Source organism: Mesorhizobium sp. M0106 (assembly GCF_040322715.1).
Lineage (GTDB): Bacteria > Pseudomonadota > Alphaproteobacteria > Rhizobiales > Rhizobiaceae > Mesorhizobium.
The window spans coordinates 15,592-27,542 of sequence record NZ_JAMYUA010000059.1 but is presented as its reverse complement, the minus strand read 5'-3'; the positions used below and the strand labels follow the sequence as shown (position 1 = coordinate 27,542).

The window sequence follows — 11,951 nt, the reverse complement described above, 5'->3', positions numbered from 1 at the left end:
CGTATTTTTTAAAAACACACCGCAGCACCCCACCCCCCCCCTAAAACCCCCCGCGCCGACCCCCCACCCCCCCCCGCCCACCCGCCCCCCCCCCACTCCCGGGGCGGGCGCCAACCAACAGGCACGAGCATGACGGGCATCGTCATCGACGGCGTTCGCCTTGGCACGATCGCCAAATTCGCCGGCAACAAGCGCGCGGAACGATGGGTCGCCTATTCGATCCACCGGATTTCCGTCAGCGAAGCCAACAGCGCCAAGTTCTCGACCATGCACGCGGCGATCGACTGGCTGACCAGCGAGCACGACCGCGTGAAGGCAAGCGAGGCTGCATCCAATGGCTGACGGCACAAACATCGAATGGACGGACGCGACCTGGAACCCGATCACCGGCTGCCAGGTCAAATCGCCCGGCTGCAAGTTCTGCTACGCGATGAAGCTCGCCGGCACTCGGCTGAAACATCATCCGAGCCGCGAAGGCCTCACCGTCGACACCAAGAATGGCCCGGTGTGGACGGGCAAGGTTCGGTTCAACGAACAGTGGCTGACCCAGCCGCTGCATTGGGCCAAGCCGCGCATGATCTTCGTCTGCGCACACGCGGACCTGTTCTACGAGGCTGTGCCGGACGTATGGATCGATAGAGTTTTTGCCGTCATGTCGATGGCGCCGCAACACGCCTTCCAGGTACTGACGAAGCGACCCGATCGGATGCGCGACTATCTGGCCCGTGTCGAGCAGGAGCCCTTCCGAAACACAGTGAAGCGCTTCGCTGATGCGATGCCGCCATCGCCCTGGCCGAGTTTCGACGGCATGGCGTTTCCGTCGCCCAACATCTGGCTCGGGGTCTCGGTTGAAGACCAAGCTCACGCCGACGAACGCCGCGAAAGCATGCGCCGGCTCTCGGAAATGGGCTGGAAAACGTGGGTCAGCTACGAGCCCGCCCTTGGCCCGGTCGACTGGACCGGCTGGGAGTTCCTCGACTGGATCGTGTCAGGCGGCGAGAGCGATGCGAACGGCAAAAGCGCTCGCCCGCATCATCCTGACTGGCACCGTGCAACCCGCGATTTCGGTGCGGCGAACGGCATTCCCTACCTGTTCAAACAGTGGGGCTGCCTGATCGATGCCGACCAGGTCGCCAGTCGCATCGCGGCAGCAACAGAAGCGGGCGCCGCCTGGATCGTGCGCGACGGCAAGACTTGGATTCCGCCGGTACCGCTCAATTTCGGCGACGCCGCCTGGCTTGCCAAGTTCCTTGGCCATTCGTTCGAGCATCAGAGCGACGGCACAACGCTGCTGCGGATGAAGAAGGGCGACGCCGGCCGCATGCTCGACGGCCGCACCCATGACGAATTCCCGGCGGTGCTGTCATGATCGAAGCGCGCCTCGGTCTTCTCGAACAGTTCCGCCCCGACATCATCAACAACCTCGTGTGGTTGTGGTGGAAGGATGATCTCTGCCAGCCAACGGACTTCTACCTTGCCGTAGCGCACGCGCCCTCCGTCACGAAGGACGCACTCAAGGCCGGATTGCTGAGCGGTCGCCTGAAATACCGTGGCGGCGGCTTGACCGGCCAGCTGGAGCTGACCGCTGAGGGCCGCTACCTCGTGCGCAGGATGCTGCGGCGCATGGGTGCCGAGGTGGCCGCATGAAAGACTGCCTGACCGCCCGCGAGATCGCCGCCGAGGCCTTGCCGGACATGCCGTGGAGCGAACGCGGCGTCCAGTTGATGGCTGAGCGTGAAGGCTGGGACGAGCGCGCCACACAGGCCCGCCAACGCGCCGGTCGGGGCGGCGCTACCGAATATCATGTCTCGTTGTTCCCGGTGCTCGCCCAGGTGGCCTACCAGCAGAAGCACCTCGTCATCGAACGGCCGGTCACGCCGGTCATAGCGGCGCCCGATACCAGCCTGACCGCGCGGGCGCAGAAGGAGCGTGATGCCCGGTTGGCGATCGTAGCCGCCTTCGAGAAATTTTCGCGCGGCATGCAGCTCGGCTATGCCACCCGCGTCCAGGTGTTCACTGATCGATATAATGTCGGCTCCCTCAACATCGACGAGTGGGTGCAAGAGATCGTGCCGACCCTGTCGAAGCGCTCGCTCGCCCGCTGGCAGTCGCAAAAACGCGACGGCAAGGTCAACGCGCTCGGCCATGATCCAGCCCAGGCGCGCAAGGGCACCGGCATCCTCGAAACCGCAAATGGCGGTGCGGTCAGCGCCTTCATGCTGGCGCTGATCGCGCAGCAGCCACATCTGTCCGGCCACCATGTCCGTACCCTCTGCCGGTCGGAGTTCGGCGACGAATTGAAGGTGGTTTCAAAGGGCGTTGAAACGGTCATTCCGATGCCGCCCGTCCGCACCTTCCAGCATGCGCTGAAGGGCCTGAAGGAAAGCCACAAGGTCGAGCTGATCAAGCTTACCAACCCCGACCGCTATCGCTCGCACATGGCGCCCGCCGGCGTAGGCATGCTGCGCCACATCACAGAGCCGAACCAGCTCTGGCAGATCGACGCCTCGCCGGTCGATGCGCTCTGCACGGACGGCCGGCATTCCGTTTATGCCTGCATCGACATCGCCACCCGCCGTAGCATCTGGCTGCTGTCGCGGACGCCACGCGCCTCAGCCGTCGCACTGCTCATCCGGAAGGCGATCATCGCGTGGGGCGTGCCCGATGTTGTCAAGACCGACAACGGCTCCGACTTCGTCGCCCAGGACACGCAAAGGCTGTTCGTCTCGCTCGGCATCGAGGCCGAAACGTCGGACGCCTACTCGCCCGAGCAAAAGGGCCATGTCGAGCGCGTCATCAAGACGTTCCAGCACGACGTCGGGCCGCTGCTGCCGGGCTTTGTCGGCCATTCGGTCACCGACCGCAAGGCGATCGAAAGCCGCAAGAGCTTTGCGCAACGTCTAGGCGAGAGCGACGCCGAAGTCTTTGGCGTCACGCTCACCGGCCCGCAGCTGCAGAAGCACGTCGATGATTGGGCAACCACCGTCTATCAGCACCGGCCGCATGCCGGCCTGAAGAACGCCACGCCCTTCGCCACAGCGCTCGCCTCGACAAAGCAACCGCGCAAGGTCGACGAGCGCGCCCTGGACCTGCTGCTGATGCCGGTCGCCGGCTCCGATGGCCAGCGCATCGTGACCAAGCTCGGCATCCGCATCGACGGCTATCATTACATGACGCCAACCATCCTACCCGGCACCGCCGTGTTCGTGCGGCAGGACCCGAATGATGCCGGTCGCGCCTATGCCTTCGCCCAGGACGGCGCCGAGTTCCTCGGCGACGCGATCTGCCCCGAGCTTTCGGGCATCCATCCCGAGACTTTGGTGCGCGCCGCCAAGGAGATCCGCAGCGAGCTGGTCAGTGAACTGACCCGCGACTTAAAGGCGGACATGAAGAAGATCGCCAAAGGCGCGCCGCTGATCGAGCGCGCCCTGGAAGTCGCGCGCCGTGACGCGCCGAACGTGATTCCGCTGCCAAAGCGCGACCAGGCGCATTCGACACCGCAGATCGCTGCGGCGATCGAGGCGCTCGGCGAGCGGCTCAATCCCAGCCAGCCGCTCGACACGGCCGCCGCTGCCGCCCATCGCCGGCTGATCGACGAAATGCAGGCCGAGGACGAGCAACGCCTCTTTGCCGAGACCGACGCAATGATGAAGCGCCGGCAGGCCGAGATTGAGGCGGCGCGCACGGCCCATCTGCCGAAAGACGAGAACGTCGTCGCGCTGCCGGAGACCCCGAAGGAGCGCTATCGGCGCGCGGTCGGCTTTCGCAAGCAGCTCGACACCAACACGCTGCCGGCCGCCGACGCGGTCTGGCTCGGCGGCTATGAGCTGTCGGCCGAGTTCAAGGCCCATCAGTCGATGCATGAGGATTTCGGTGAAGCGTACCTGTCCTGAGTAACGGAAAAGCCCGGTCTGCAAACCGGGCTCTCCGCAAGAACAGCCGCCGAAGCGGCACAGCACAACGAGGAAAATGATGACAGAAATGCTCAAAGTCAACCGGCCGGCACCGCTGAAGAACGTTGCCGCCTTTTCGACCCTGCTCGCAAAGATGGTCGATCGCAATCCCGACGATCCCGGTCTCGCCGTCTTCTCCGGCCCGTCCGGCTGGGGCAAGACGAAATCCGGCATCTATGGCGCCAACAAATATCGGGCGGCCTATGTCGAATGTGGCCAGTTCACCTCGGCGCGCTCGCTGCTCATGCAGATTCTGATCGAGCTGGGCGAAACGCGCCCGCGCGGCTCGATCGAGGATCTGAAAACCAACGCCATTATGCTGCTGGTGGCCGACCCGCGCCGGCCGCTCATCATCGATGAGGCGCATTTCATCGCCAAAAAGCGTTTTGTCGACCTGCTGCGTGAGCTCTCGGACAAGTCCGGGGCCCCGGTTGTCATGATCGGCGAGGAGATGCTGCCAAAACACCTGGAAGAGTTCGAGCGGGTGCATAACCGCGTGCTCGAGTGGCTGTCGGCCGTGCCCTGCGACGCCGAGGATTTTGGCCTGCTGGCTGCCAATCGCTGCCCCGGCATCGAGATCACAGACGATTTGGCAGCCGCCATTCTCGACAAGACCAGGGGCAACACGCGTCGCATCGCCGTCAACCTCACCAAGGTGGTCGAAGCCGGCCAACTCCTCGGCATCAAGAGAGTCGACCTCGCCGCGTTTGGCGGCGCCAACGCGATCTTCAGCGCCCCTAAATTCACCCCGAGGAAGTTCGCATGAGCGGACGATCAATCCTCGATATCGTGCAGATCAGCATCGCAGTGCCGCGCGGCGAGGCCGGCTATTGGTCGATCGTCCGCGATCTCGATCTCGTCGGTCCCTGGACGGTGCGGCAGATCTGCGATCGGACGAACGTCAAGACGCAGGCGGTCGGCAGATATATCCGCAAGCTTCGGCTCGCGGGCATCGCCCAGGTCGTCGAGCAGAAGACCGCCAGCCATGGCGGCGGTGCCAATCTCCCGGCCACCGTCGTCTATCGCCTGGCCAAACGGCCTCTCGTAGCACCGCGGCTGACGCCGGACGGCAAGACCCCGCCCGAGACAGCCATCGAGCAGGTCTGGCGCGCGATCAAGATGGCCAAGGTGTTCAGCCTTGCCGACATGGCAGAAGATTGCCCTGACGTGCCTCGGCGGACCGTGGAAGCCTATCTCTATGCGCTGTCTACCGCTGGCGTCGTGGCCGGCAGCCCAGGGCGCTATCGGCTTGTGCACAATCTCGGCCTGCAGGCACCGAAGATCCTCGCCACAAAAATGGTGTTCGATCCGAACAGCAAAACGGTCATCGGCCGTCCCGTCGCAAGCGAGGCGAAGCCATGAACCGGGGACCCGTCAAGCACAGCCGGCCGGACGGCAAGTCGTTTGTCCAAAAGGCCATCGATGCGCACGGCTCGCCGCTGCCCGACTGGCTGGACGAGCTGGCCCGGCTTGCCGATGCCAGTGACCTCGGCGTCGCCGGCCAGCGCATCGGCTACAGCCGCTCCGCCGTCTCGACGATCATCAGCGGCAAGTATCTCGGCGATGTCGCTCGCGTCGAGCAGATGGTGCGCGGCGCCCTGATGGCCGCCACCGTCGAATGTCCGGTGCTCGGCGAGATCGGCCGCGACCGCTGCCTGACCGAACAGAAGGAGCCGTTCCGCGCCACCTCGCGGCACCGCGCCCAGCTTTTCCACGCCTGCAAAACCTGCCCCCAAAGGAGAAAATAGCCATGGGCGAAAGAATGTCTTTGGCGCTTTCGGACGGCCTGTCCGAACTGCGCGATCTGATTTCCGACTACCAGCACGAGCCCCGCATCCTCGATCCCGAAGACGCTCGTGTTCTCTGCGAGTGCATCAAGGAACTTCGCGGCAAAGCCCGCGACATTGAGAATCGGTTGAGCTGCAAGGTCTGGAATGACCAGGCGCAGGCAGAACGCGAGGCCGAGGCCGACCGCATCGCCGCAGCGGCGTGCCGGCCGGGGTCGAATGTGCGGCTGTTCCCGGTCATCCCGCGGCCGTTTTCGGACGGCCGGCCGAGAGATCGGGCATGAGTCACCCGTTGGACAAGATCGTCACAACCGACCTTGCCATGAAGGCTATGGGCCGAGTGCTGCAAATTGTCGTCGAAGAGATCCAGGCGACGGCGCCTAGGCGCCAGCCCGACCCGAACGCACCTGACCGCAAGATGATGGCAGCATGCAAGGAAGTCGGTGCCGCCGTTGATCGCCTGCTGCAGGCAAAGTTCTCGCCCGGTGAAATCCCGGCGCGCAAGGCGCTGGAACGGTCGGCCCTCCGCCTCAAGAAGGAACTGGAAAGGCAAAAAAATGCCCGCAAGTGAAGCGCTGCTGGCCGCCGTCGCCAAGCTCGACATGATCGACCTGTGCGGCCGCATTGTCGCCGACCCCGAGCGCAACGGTGTCCGGGCCACCACGGCCGAGGTGCTTGCCCTTGCGATGGCCACCGAAGGCCTGTGGGCGATCGCGCTGGAGACCAGGCTCCTGATCTCAGCTCTCGACCAGGGCGCTTGGGCCAGCTTGGCCGGCGTCGAACATCAGCAGCATGTCGCACACCAGCTGGCCAACGTCCGCGACCTGCTCGCCTTCATGCCGAGCCCTATCCCCTACCACCGCCCAACAGGAGAATGATCATGCAAGCAGCAACTGAAGCCCGCGCCACCGGAAAGGTCCTGGTCGGCGACAAGCAATACATGCCCGACGCCAAGGGCAATCTCGTGCCGGTCGAAATGATCAAGCCGTCCGAGATGCTCGAAGACGAAACGGTTCGCACGATCCTCGACTATGCCACTGATCTTTCCGCGCAGATCGGCCGCTTCAAGGAACACACGTTCAACGACCTCGGCGCGTTCGAAGCGCTGCTCGCCCAGGAGTACGGCGCGACCAAAGGCGGCGCCAAGGGCAACAAGACCTTCATGACTTTCGACGGCATGAAGATGGTCAAGGTGCAGGTCGCCGACACGATCGACTTCGGCGCCCAGCTGCAGATCGCCAAGAGCCTGATCGACGAGTGCTTGACGGAATGGTCAGCCGACAGCCGCCCGGAGATCCGCGCCATCGTGACGCGCGCCTTCAACACGGACAAGGAAGGGCAGATCAACCGCGCCGCGATCTTCATGCTGCTGCGGCTCGACATCGCCGACGAGCGCTGGCAGCGGGCCATGGCGGCCATCCGCGACGCCATGCGGGTGGTTGGGTCAAAGATCTATGTCCGCTGCTACGAACGCGACCGTCTCGATGCCGACTGGCGGGCGGTCACGATCGATCTGGCGAAGGCGTGACGGCTATGACGCTCTGGATCGAAACCCTTGAGCGCCTGGTTCCGCTCGTAGAGCAGAAGCTTGCCGAGGCGAGCGCTGAGGTCGGCGAGTACAGCCACGCCGACTATGACGGATGGCGTCAGCGCCGAGCAGCGGCCGAGGCGAAGCTGACCACTTTCTTCACCGATCAGGAAGGCGCGCGCTTCAATGTGGGCAGTGAGAATTCGGTGAAGATGGCAGGCCTACGGGCATCCTCAACCAGCGGGCTCGTCGGCGCACCGTCGAACTGGCGGACGGCGGCCGGCAAGCAGATCGCGAAAGCTGACGGCTTTAATCCCCATGGTAGCGGCCCAGTGCCGATCGAAGCGCGGGAGGGCTGAGCGATGCAACTCTTTCATGGAACCGACGAGGAATACCCTGCTGAGCCAGGCGACAGCGTGGAGATCTGCGCGGCAGAGGTTCGGTTTCCTGCGGTTATCAGGAAGCTCCATCCGAGATCGGGCGAAGTGACGGTCAGTTTCGAGGGGCAGGACCCCGTCCTGGACATGATCCTCCTCAGAAAATCGGCCCGTGTCCCGTTTAGCGCCGTCTCTTTTGTTGGGAGGGGCTGCTGATGACCAGGTCAACGTCCAAGCAGCGCGGGGCTCAAAACCATGCTGAAAAGCGAGGTGGCAGCATGACGCCGGTACAGCGCGACCTCGCCCGCCATGCCCTCGGTCTCGACGGACGGCACACGGAAACCTTCCGCAACCATTTCGTGACGGGCGAACGAAGCACCGACCATCTGCACTGGCTGGCCATGGTCGAGGCCGGCCACGCTACGAGACGGAGCAGCTCGATCCTCACCGGCGGCGATGGCTTTTTCCGCCTGACGCGGGCCGGTGCCGAGCTGGCGCTTAATCGCGGCGAAACCCTCAATCCCTACACGTTTCCGACCCGTGATGGCTGCGGGGTCGCGTCATGACCCCGCTCGCCGCCATCCACGTCGCCAACAAGCAGCTCGGCCTGGACGAGGACACTGCGCGCGATCTCTATGAGCGCGTCACTGGCAAGCGCAGCCTTCGCCAGATGAACGACCGCGAACATCAGCGCATCGTCGACGAGCAGCGCCGGCAGGGTTTCAAGCCCGCTGAAAAGGGCCTTCAAGGGCCGTTCGCCAAGAAGCTGCAGGCGCTATGGATCGCCGCTTGGAACCTCGGGATCGTGCGCGATCGGCGCGACAGCGCCATGCTGGGGTTTGTGAAGCGACAAACAAACATCGAACATACACGCTTCCTCCTGGACGCCGACGATGCCGCCAAGGCGATCGACGCTCTGAAAGCATGGATGACGCGAGAGGCCGGCGTCGACTGGAGCCTGTCCGTCAACACACCGGAATGGCTGCGGCCGTCCGGTGCAAAGATTGCACTCGCCCAATGGCACCGCCTGAGCGTTGCGAAAGCCGTCGACCCGAAGGGCTTCCGCCAGTTCGTCTGGGACACCGCAAAGCCGCTCGACCAGATGGCCGACCGTGACTGGCCGGCGGTCATGAACGCGCTCGGCGAGCAGATCCGGAAGGTGCGCTGATGGTCGCCTATAGCTTCAAGGCGATGTTCGGCCCGCAGGTCTCGGGTCTCAGCAAGCGGCACACCGTGCGCGCCGATCGCAAGCGCCATGCTCGGCCGGGCGAGCCGGTGCAGCTCTACCAGGGCATGCGGACCCGCAATTGCGTCAAGCTGGTCGACCCCGATCCCATTTGCATCCGGGTCCGGCCGATCGCGATCGTCACCACGCCGCTCCTGGATGAATTCATCGGCTCGATCGTCATCGATGGCCGCTCGCTGCATCGCGACGAGATCGAGGCGTTCGCCGCAGCTGACGGCTTTGGCATCGAGCATGTGGGCGATTGGCGATGGAAGCGCATCGGCAGGGTCGGATCGGCACGTTGGAACATGGGCGCTTTCTGGCAGGCCGAGCATGGCGCCGGTCTGTTCGAAGGCAAGCTGATCGAGTGGAAGCCAGCATGAGCACGCGCAGACGTTTCACCGGCCGGGTCAAGATCGACTTCGCCAAGATCGAGGCGTTCGCGGCCTCGGAGCTGGCAAGCAATGCCCTTGCGGCCGCCAAGGGCTGCGACTGGACGCTGACCAAGCATTCCGCCCTATATCGCTGCCGCAGCGGCCTCTACACGCTCTGCCTGACCTGGCACGGGCCGAACCGCGAGACGCTGACCACCACCATGCGCAATCTGCGGCTGGAGGTGGCGTGAGCGACGAACTGCGATCCGCTGAGCTGCTCAGCCTGATAGGCCTGGCGGATTTCGTGCGCCTCGCGGAAACCTATGGCGGCCGCCGGCTCTACGTGCCGGCGTCCGGCGACGACACCGCCCTTGCCAAGGACCTGGGCGCCCCGGTCGCTCAGAAGCTTGCCCGCCGCTATTCCGGATCGTATATCCGCGTGCCTCTTGCCCGCGAGCTTCGGGCACGGCAGTATCGCGAGAACGGCGCCTCGAACGGCGAGATCGCCGGACGGCTCGGCATCACCGAGACCGGCGTCGACAAGCTCTTCCGGCGCATGCCGGACAAGCCCGTCAAGGGCAGTCGCGATCCTCGCCAGATCGACCTCTTTTCCAGCAACTGACAGACCGCCCGCCTAGTCGGGCATGATTGCCGCCCGCCGCCAAAGGCATGGTGATGCGAAATGGCCGGGGACCTCTCCCGGCCGATTTCACAGGCGGAGACTCCTTTCCCATGGGCGCGATCAGAACCACTGGCACAGCGGCGACGGTTGCCGCCGGCATCGCCGCAGCAGCCACCATGGCCGCACCTCAGGAAGGCTATCGCGGCTACGTCTACCGCGACCCGGTCGGCGTACTGACCTATTGCTATGGCGAGACGCAGAACGCCAAGGACTTGATCGGCCGGAAGTTTTCGGAGGAGCAATGTCGCGCGCTGCTGACGAAGCGCATGGCTCATTACGAGCAGGGCAACGCCAAATGTGTCGCCAATTATGAGCAGCTCGACGTCTACGTCCAGACTGCCTTCAACGACTTCTCCTACAATCTCGGCAACGGCACCTTCTGCCAGAGCACGGCCGCAAAGTACCTCCGCGTTGGAAACGTCAAGGCCGCCTGCCAGGAGATCGGCAAGTTCGTCTATGCCGGCGGAAAGGTCCTCAAGGGCTTGATCAAGCGCCGAGCCCTGGAGCAGCAGTACTGCCTTAAGGGCTCGCATTGATGCAGGCGCGCCTGATCATGCTCGGGCTCGTCGTGATGGCCTTCATGGGCCTCGGCCTCGTTGCCTACCACTACAAGGTCGAGGCGCGCGATGCCCAGACTGCCGAGCGCGCGGCCAAGGCCGATCTGAAAGTCGCCGAGGACGTGAACGAGGCAAATCAGGAGGCGATCGGCCGGCTCCAGGCACAAGCGGCCGCAGACGCAAAACTGACCGCCGATCTGGCGGAACAGATCGCGTCCGCAAACCAGGCCTTCATCGACAACAACGCGGCGCTGGTCGCCCTGAAAGATGCCAATGCGGACATTCGCAGCTTCCTTGCTTTGCCTGTGCCTCCTGATTTGCGCAGGCTGTATGACAAGCCCAAAGCCGCAGGTGCTCGTTAAAGTGATGACCGTCAAGGAACGCATCCCTGCGGCATTTCTGATCCCGTGCCCGCCGAACTGGTGGAAGCTCGGCGGGCCGGCCTCGGTCGGCGATTTCGTCGAGCGTGGCGATGTCAACGGGGCCGCACGGGATGTTTGCGCTACCCGCCTCGCCAAGGTCGCGGAGTGGGACAAGCCATGACGGCCGGTAACACAGCCATCGACCTGGCCGAGCGCCGGATAGAGCAGGAGCGCGAAGCCGGCGTCCGCCGCATCCAGGCAGCTATCCGGGCGCAATACCAGGCCGAAGAGGTCTCGCCGTTCTGCGAATGTGGAGAGCGTATACCCGATGCGCGACGCCACGCGATGCCGCGTGCCACCAGGTGCATCGACTGCGAAACCTTCATCGAACGACAGAGCCGGAGACGCGCGTAGATGGAAGACCTGGTTACATGGATCTCGCTCGCCTCGCCCCTGCTGTCGCTCGCGACGGTGGTCTACGTCTGGCTGACCGCCGGCTCGAAGAAGGCGCAAGCCGATATCGACGCTTTCAAGAAATCGGCCGGCGACGATTTTCAGGGGATCCGCGCGTCGGTCGACGCCAAGTGCGGGGAGATCGATAGAAAGGTCGAAGACCACGGCATGCGCATCCAGTCGATCGAAGGCGAGATGAAGCACCTGCCCGACGTGAAAGCCTTCACCGAGCTGCGCCTGGCGGTCTCCGAGATCAAGGGCGAAGCGGGTAAGCAGGCCGAGGTTGTCAACGGCATCGCCCGCACGGTCCATCGGATGGAGAACTTTCTGCTAACCGGATCCAAGAGTGCCGCATGACTGACTTTGATGCCTACCTGACCTACGATGCCCGACTGATCGTCCTGCGCGAGCTGAACCGGCAGACGGACGGCCGCCTCAACGAGGTGCTGCTGACCAAGACGCTCGACACTTTCGGCCATAACCGCTCGCGCGAATGGGTCCGCACCCAGCTGCGCAAGCTCGCCGAGCTGGGCGCCGTCAAGGTCACCGAGGTCGGCAGCGTTATGGTTGCCGCCATTACCCGCAGCGGCATTGACCATGTCGAAAGGCGGGCGATCATCGAAGGCGTGGCGCGGCCGTCGCCGGAGGCCTGA

23 protein-coding genes are annotated in these 11,951 nt (G+C 64.3%); all 23 read left to right on the top strand.

The window, feature by feature from the left end; genetic code table 11:
* Nucleotides 1–129 precede the first annotated feature (129 nt).
* The 23 genes from NKJ55_RS32030 to NKJ55_RS31920 all read left to right on the top strand — a co-directional run bounded on the left by NKJ55_RS32030 (nt 130) and on the right by NKJ55_RS31920 (nt 11,951).
* A complete protein-coding gene (locus tag NKJ55_RS32030) occupies nt 130–342 on the top strand; it encodes a hypothetical protein (protein ID WP_352453381.1) in 213 nt (70 codons plus the stop codon).
* Nucleotides 335–1,369 (top strand): phage Gp37/Gp68 family protein, encoded by a 1,035-nt coding sequence (locus NKJ55_RS32025; protein ID WP_352453380.1) that lies wholly within the window; start codon nt 335–337, stop codon nt 1,367–1,369. Before NKJ55_RS32030 ends, NKJ55_RS32025 begins: the two co-directional genes overlap by 8 nt.
* Nucleotides 1,366–1,647 carry a hypothetical protein gene (locus NKJ55_RS32020; RefSeq protein ID WP_352453379.1) on the top strand — a complete coding sequence of 94 codons (282 nt, stop codon included), beginning with the start codon at nt 1,366–1,368 and terminating at the stop codon, nt 1,645–1,647. The genes NKJ55_RS32025 and NKJ55_RS32020 overlap by 4 nt, the downstream gene beginning before the upstream one ends.
* The gene (locus tag NKJ55_RS32015) at nt 1,644–3,893 is read left to right on the top strand and encodes a DDE-type integrase/transposase/recombinase (RefSeq protein WP_352453378.1); all 2,250 of its coding nucleotides are present in this window, start codon (nt 1,644–1,646) and stop codon (nt 3,891–3,893) included. Before NKJ55_RS32020 ends, NKJ55_RS32015 begins: the two co-directional genes overlap by 4 nt.
* Nucleotides 3,894–3,972: 79 nt before the next feature.
* The gene (locus NKJ55_RS32010) at nt 3,973–4,719 is read left to right on the top strand and encodes an AAA family ATPase (RefSeq protein ID WP_352453377.1); all 747 of its coding nucleotides are present in this window, start codon (nt 3,973–3,975) and stop codon (nt 4,717–4,719) included.
* On the top strand, nt 4,716–5,315 hold the full coding sequence (locus NKJ55_RS32005) for a hypothetical protein (protein WP_352453376.1): 600 nt from the start codon (nt 4,716–4,718) through the stop codon (nt 5,313–5,315). The genes NKJ55_RS32010 and NKJ55_RS32005 overlap by 4 nt, the downstream gene beginning before the upstream one ends.
* Nucleotides 5,312–5,701 (top strand): transcriptional regulator, encoded by a 390-nt coding sequence (locus NKJ55_RS32000; RefSeq protein ID WP_352453375.1) that lies wholly within the window; start codon nt 5,312–5,314, stop codon nt 5,699–5,701. Before NKJ55_RS32005 ends, NKJ55_RS32000 begins: the two co-directional genes overlap by 4 nt.
* A gap of 2 nt (nt 5,702–5,703) precedes the next feature.
* Nucleotides 5,704–6,024 (top strand): hypothetical protein, encoded by a 321-nt coding sequence (locus NKJ55_RS31995; protein ID WP_352453374.1) that lies wholly within the window; start codon nt 5,704–5,706, stop codon nt 6,022–6,024.
* Entirely contained in the window at nt 6,021–6,311 is a 291-nt protein-coding gene (locus tag NKJ55_RS31990; protein WP_352453373.1) for a hypothetical protein, read from the top strand. Before NKJ55_RS31995 ends, NKJ55_RS31990 begins: the two co-directional genes overlap by 4 nt.
* The gene (locus NKJ55_RS31985; protein WP_352453372.1) at nt 6,298–6,618 is read left to right on the top strand and encodes a hypothetical protein; all 321 of its coding nucleotides are present in this window, start codon (nt 6,298–6,300) and stop codon (nt 6,616–6,618) included. The genes NKJ55_RS31990 and NKJ55_RS31985 overlap by 14 nt, the downstream gene beginning before the upstream one ends.
* Nucleotides 6,619–6,620: 2 nt before the next feature.
* Nucleotides 6,621–7,268, top strand: a complete 648-nt coding sequence (locus NKJ55_RS31980) for a DUF3164 family protein (RefSeq protein ID WP_352453371.1) — start codon at nt 6,621–6,623, stop codon at nt 7,266–7,268.
* 5 nt (nt 7,269–7,273) lie between these two features.
* Nucleotides 7,274–7,627, top strand: a complete 354-nt coding sequence (locus tag NKJ55_RS31975; RefSeq protein ID WP_352453370.1) for a hypothetical protein — start codon at nt 7,274–7,276, stop codon at nt 7,625–7,627.
* A gap of 233 nt (nt 7,628–7,860) precedes the next feature.
* Nucleotides 7,861–8,211, top strand: a complete 351-nt coding sequence (locus NKJ55_RS31970) for a hypothetical protein (protein ID WP_352453369.1) — start codon at nt 7,861–7,863, stop codon at nt 8,209–8,211.
* A complete protein-coding gene (locus NKJ55_RS31965) occupies nt 8,208–8,813 on the top strand; it encodes a regulatory protein GemA (RefSeq protein WP_352453368.1) in 606 nt (201 codons plus the stop codon). The genes NKJ55_RS31970 and NKJ55_RS31965 overlap by 4 nt, the downstream gene beginning before the upstream one ends.
* Complete coding sequence (locus NKJ55_RS31960; RefSeq protein WP_352453367.1) at nt 8,813–9,253, top strand: ASCH domain-containing protein; 441 nt, start codon at nt 8,813–8,815, stop codon at nt 9,251–9,253. The genes NKJ55_RS31965 and NKJ55_RS31960 overlap by 1 nt, the downstream gene beginning before the upstream one ends.
* On the top strand, nt 9,250–9,495 hold the full coding sequence (locus NKJ55_RS31955; RefSeq protein WP_352453366.1) for a hypothetical protein: 246 nt from the start codon (nt 9,250–9,252) through the stop codon (nt 9,493–9,495). Before NKJ55_RS31960 ends, NKJ55_RS31955 begins: the two co-directional genes overlap by 4 nt.
* Nucleotides 9,492–9,866: a hypothetical protein gene (locus NKJ55_RS31950; RefSeq protein ID WP_352453365.1), complete on the top strand. Its 375-nt coding sequence runs from the start codon at nt 9,492–9,494 to the stop codon at nt 9,864–9,866. Before NKJ55_RS31955 ends, NKJ55_RS31950 begins: the two co-directional genes overlap by 4 nt.
* A gap of 110 nt (nt 9,867–9,976) precedes the next feature.
* Nucleotides 9,977–10,462, top strand: a complete 486-nt coding sequence (locus NKJ55_RS31945; RefSeq protein ID WP_352453364.1) for a lysozyme — start codon at nt 9,977–9,979, stop codon at nt 10,460–10,462.
* A complete protein-coding gene (locus NKJ55_RS31940; protein ID WP_352453363.1) occupies nt 10,462–10,845 on the top strand; it encodes a hypothetical protein in 384 nt (127 codons plus the stop codon). The genes NKJ55_RS31945 and NKJ55_RS31940 overlap by 1 nt, the downstream gene beginning before the upstream one ends.
* Nucleotides 10,846–10,849: 4 nt before the next feature.
* Nucleotides 10,850–11,026: a hypothetical protein gene (locus NKJ55_RS31935; protein ID WP_352453362.1), complete on the top strand. Its 177-nt coding sequence runs from the start codon at nt 10,850–10,852 to the stop codon at nt 11,024–11,026.
* A complete protein-coding gene (locus tag NKJ55_RS31930; protein ID WP_352453361.1) occupies nt 11,023–11,259 on the top strand; it encodes a TraR/DksA C4-type zinc finger protein in 237 nt (78 codons plus the stop codon). The genes NKJ55_RS31935 and NKJ55_RS31930 overlap by 4 nt, the downstream gene beginning before the upstream one ends.
* Nucleotides 11,260–11,655, top strand: coding sequence for a DUF2730 family protein (locus NKJ55_RS31925; RefSeq protein WP_352453360.1), 396 nt, complete (start codon nt 11,260–11,262; stop codon nt 11,653–11,655).
* Nucleotides 11,652–11,951: a VpaChn25_0724 family phage protein gene (locus NKJ55_RS31920; protein ID WP_287151745.1), complete on the top strand. Its 300-nt coding sequence runs from the start codon at nt 11,652–11,654 to the stop codon at nt 11,949–11,951. The genes NKJ55_RS31925 and NKJ55_RS31920 overlap by 4 nt, the downstream gene beginning before the upstream one ends.

Bases quoted from the DNA above. Each gene is read 5' to 3' on its own strand.
- NKJ55_RS32025 (WP_352453380.1), top strand. From the start codon at position 335: ATGGCTGACGGCACAAACATCGAATGGACGGACGCGACCTGGAACCCG.
- NKJ55_RS31945 (WP_352453364.1), top strand. From the start codon at position 9,977: ATGGGCGCGATCAGAACCACTGGCACAGCGGCGACGGTTGCCGCCGGC.
- NKJ55_RS31975 (WP_352453370.1), top strand. From the start codon at position 7,274: ATGACGCTCTGGATCGAAACCCTTGAGCGCCTGGTTCCGCTCGTAGAG.
- NKJ55_RS31920 (WP_287151745.1), top strand. From the start codon at position 11,652: ATGACTGACTTTGATGCCTACCTGACCTACGATGCCCGACTGATCGTC.
- NKJ55_RS31925 (WP_352453360.1), top strand. From the start codon at position 11,260: ATGGAAGACCTGGTTACATGGATCTCGCTCGCCTCGCCCCTGCTGTCG.
- NKJ55_RS31970 (WP_352453369.1), top strand. From the start codon at position 7,861: ATGACCAGGTCAACGTCCAAGCAGCGCGGGGCTCAAAACCATGCTGAA.
- NKJ55_RS32030 (WP_352453381.1), top strand. From the start codon at position 130: ATGACGGGCATCGTCATCGACGGCGTTCGCCTTGGCACGATCGCCAAA.
- NKJ55_RS31995 (WP_352453374.1), top strand. From the start codon at position 5,704: ATGGGCGAAAGAATGTCTTTGGCGCTTTCGGACGGCCTGTCCGAACTG.
- NKJ55_RS32015 (WP_352453378.1), top strand. From the start codon at position 1,644: ATGAAAGACTGCCTGACCGCCCGCGAGATCGCCGCCGAGGCCTTGCCG.
- NKJ55_RS32005 (WP_352453376.1), top strand. From the start codon at position 4,716: ATGAGCGGACGATCAATCCTCGATATCGTGCAGATCAGCATCGCAGTG.
- NKJ55_RS31980 (WP_352453371.1), top strand. From the start codon at position 6,621: ATGCAAGCAGCAACTGAAGCCCGCGCCACCGGAAAGGTCCTGGTCGGC.
- NKJ55_RS32000 (WP_352453375.1), top strand. From the start codon at position 5,312: ATGAACCGGGGACCCGTCAAGCACAGCCGGCCGGACGGCAAGTCGTTT.
- NKJ55_RS31985 (WP_352453372.1), top strand. From the start codon at position 6,298: ATGCCCGCAAGTGAAGCGCTGCTGGCCGCCGTCGCCAAGCTCGACATG.
- NKJ55_RS31960 (WP_352453367.1), top strand. From the start codon at position 8,813: ATGGTCGCCTATAGCTTCAAGGCGATGTTCGGCCCGCAGGTCTCGGGT.
- NKJ55_RS31965 (WP_352453368.1), top strand. From the start codon at position 8,208: ATGACCCCGCTCGCCGCCATCCACGTCGCCAACAAGCAGCTCGGCCTG.
- NKJ55_RS31990 (WP_352453373.1), top strand. From the start codon at position 6,021: ATGAGTCACCCGTTGGACAAGATCGTCACAACCGACCTTGCCATGAAG.
- NKJ55_RS31935 (WP_352453362.1), top strand. From the start codon at position 10,850: ATGACCGTCAAGGAACGCATCCCTGCGGCATTTCTGATCCCGTGCCCG.
- NKJ55_RS32020 (WP_352453379.1), top strand. From the start codon at position 1,366: ATGATCGAAGCGCGCCTCGGTCTTCTCGAACAGTTCCGCCCCGACATC.
- NKJ55_RS31940 (WP_352453363.1), top strand. From the start codon at position 10,462: ATGCAGGCGCGCCTGATCATGCTCGGGCTCGTCGTGATGGCCTTCATG.
- NKJ55_RS31930 (WP_352453361.1), top strand. From the start codon at position 11,023: ATGACGGCCGGTAACACAGCCATCGACCTGGCCGAGCGCCGGATAGAG.
- NKJ55_RS31955 (WP_352453366.1), top strand. From the start codon at position 9,250: ATGAGCACGCGCAGACGTTTCACCGGCCGGGTCAAGATCGACTTCGCC.
- NKJ55_RS32010 (WP_352453377.1), top strand. From the start codon at position 3,973: ATGACAGAAATGCTCAAAGTCAACCGGCCGGCACCGCTGAAGAACGTT.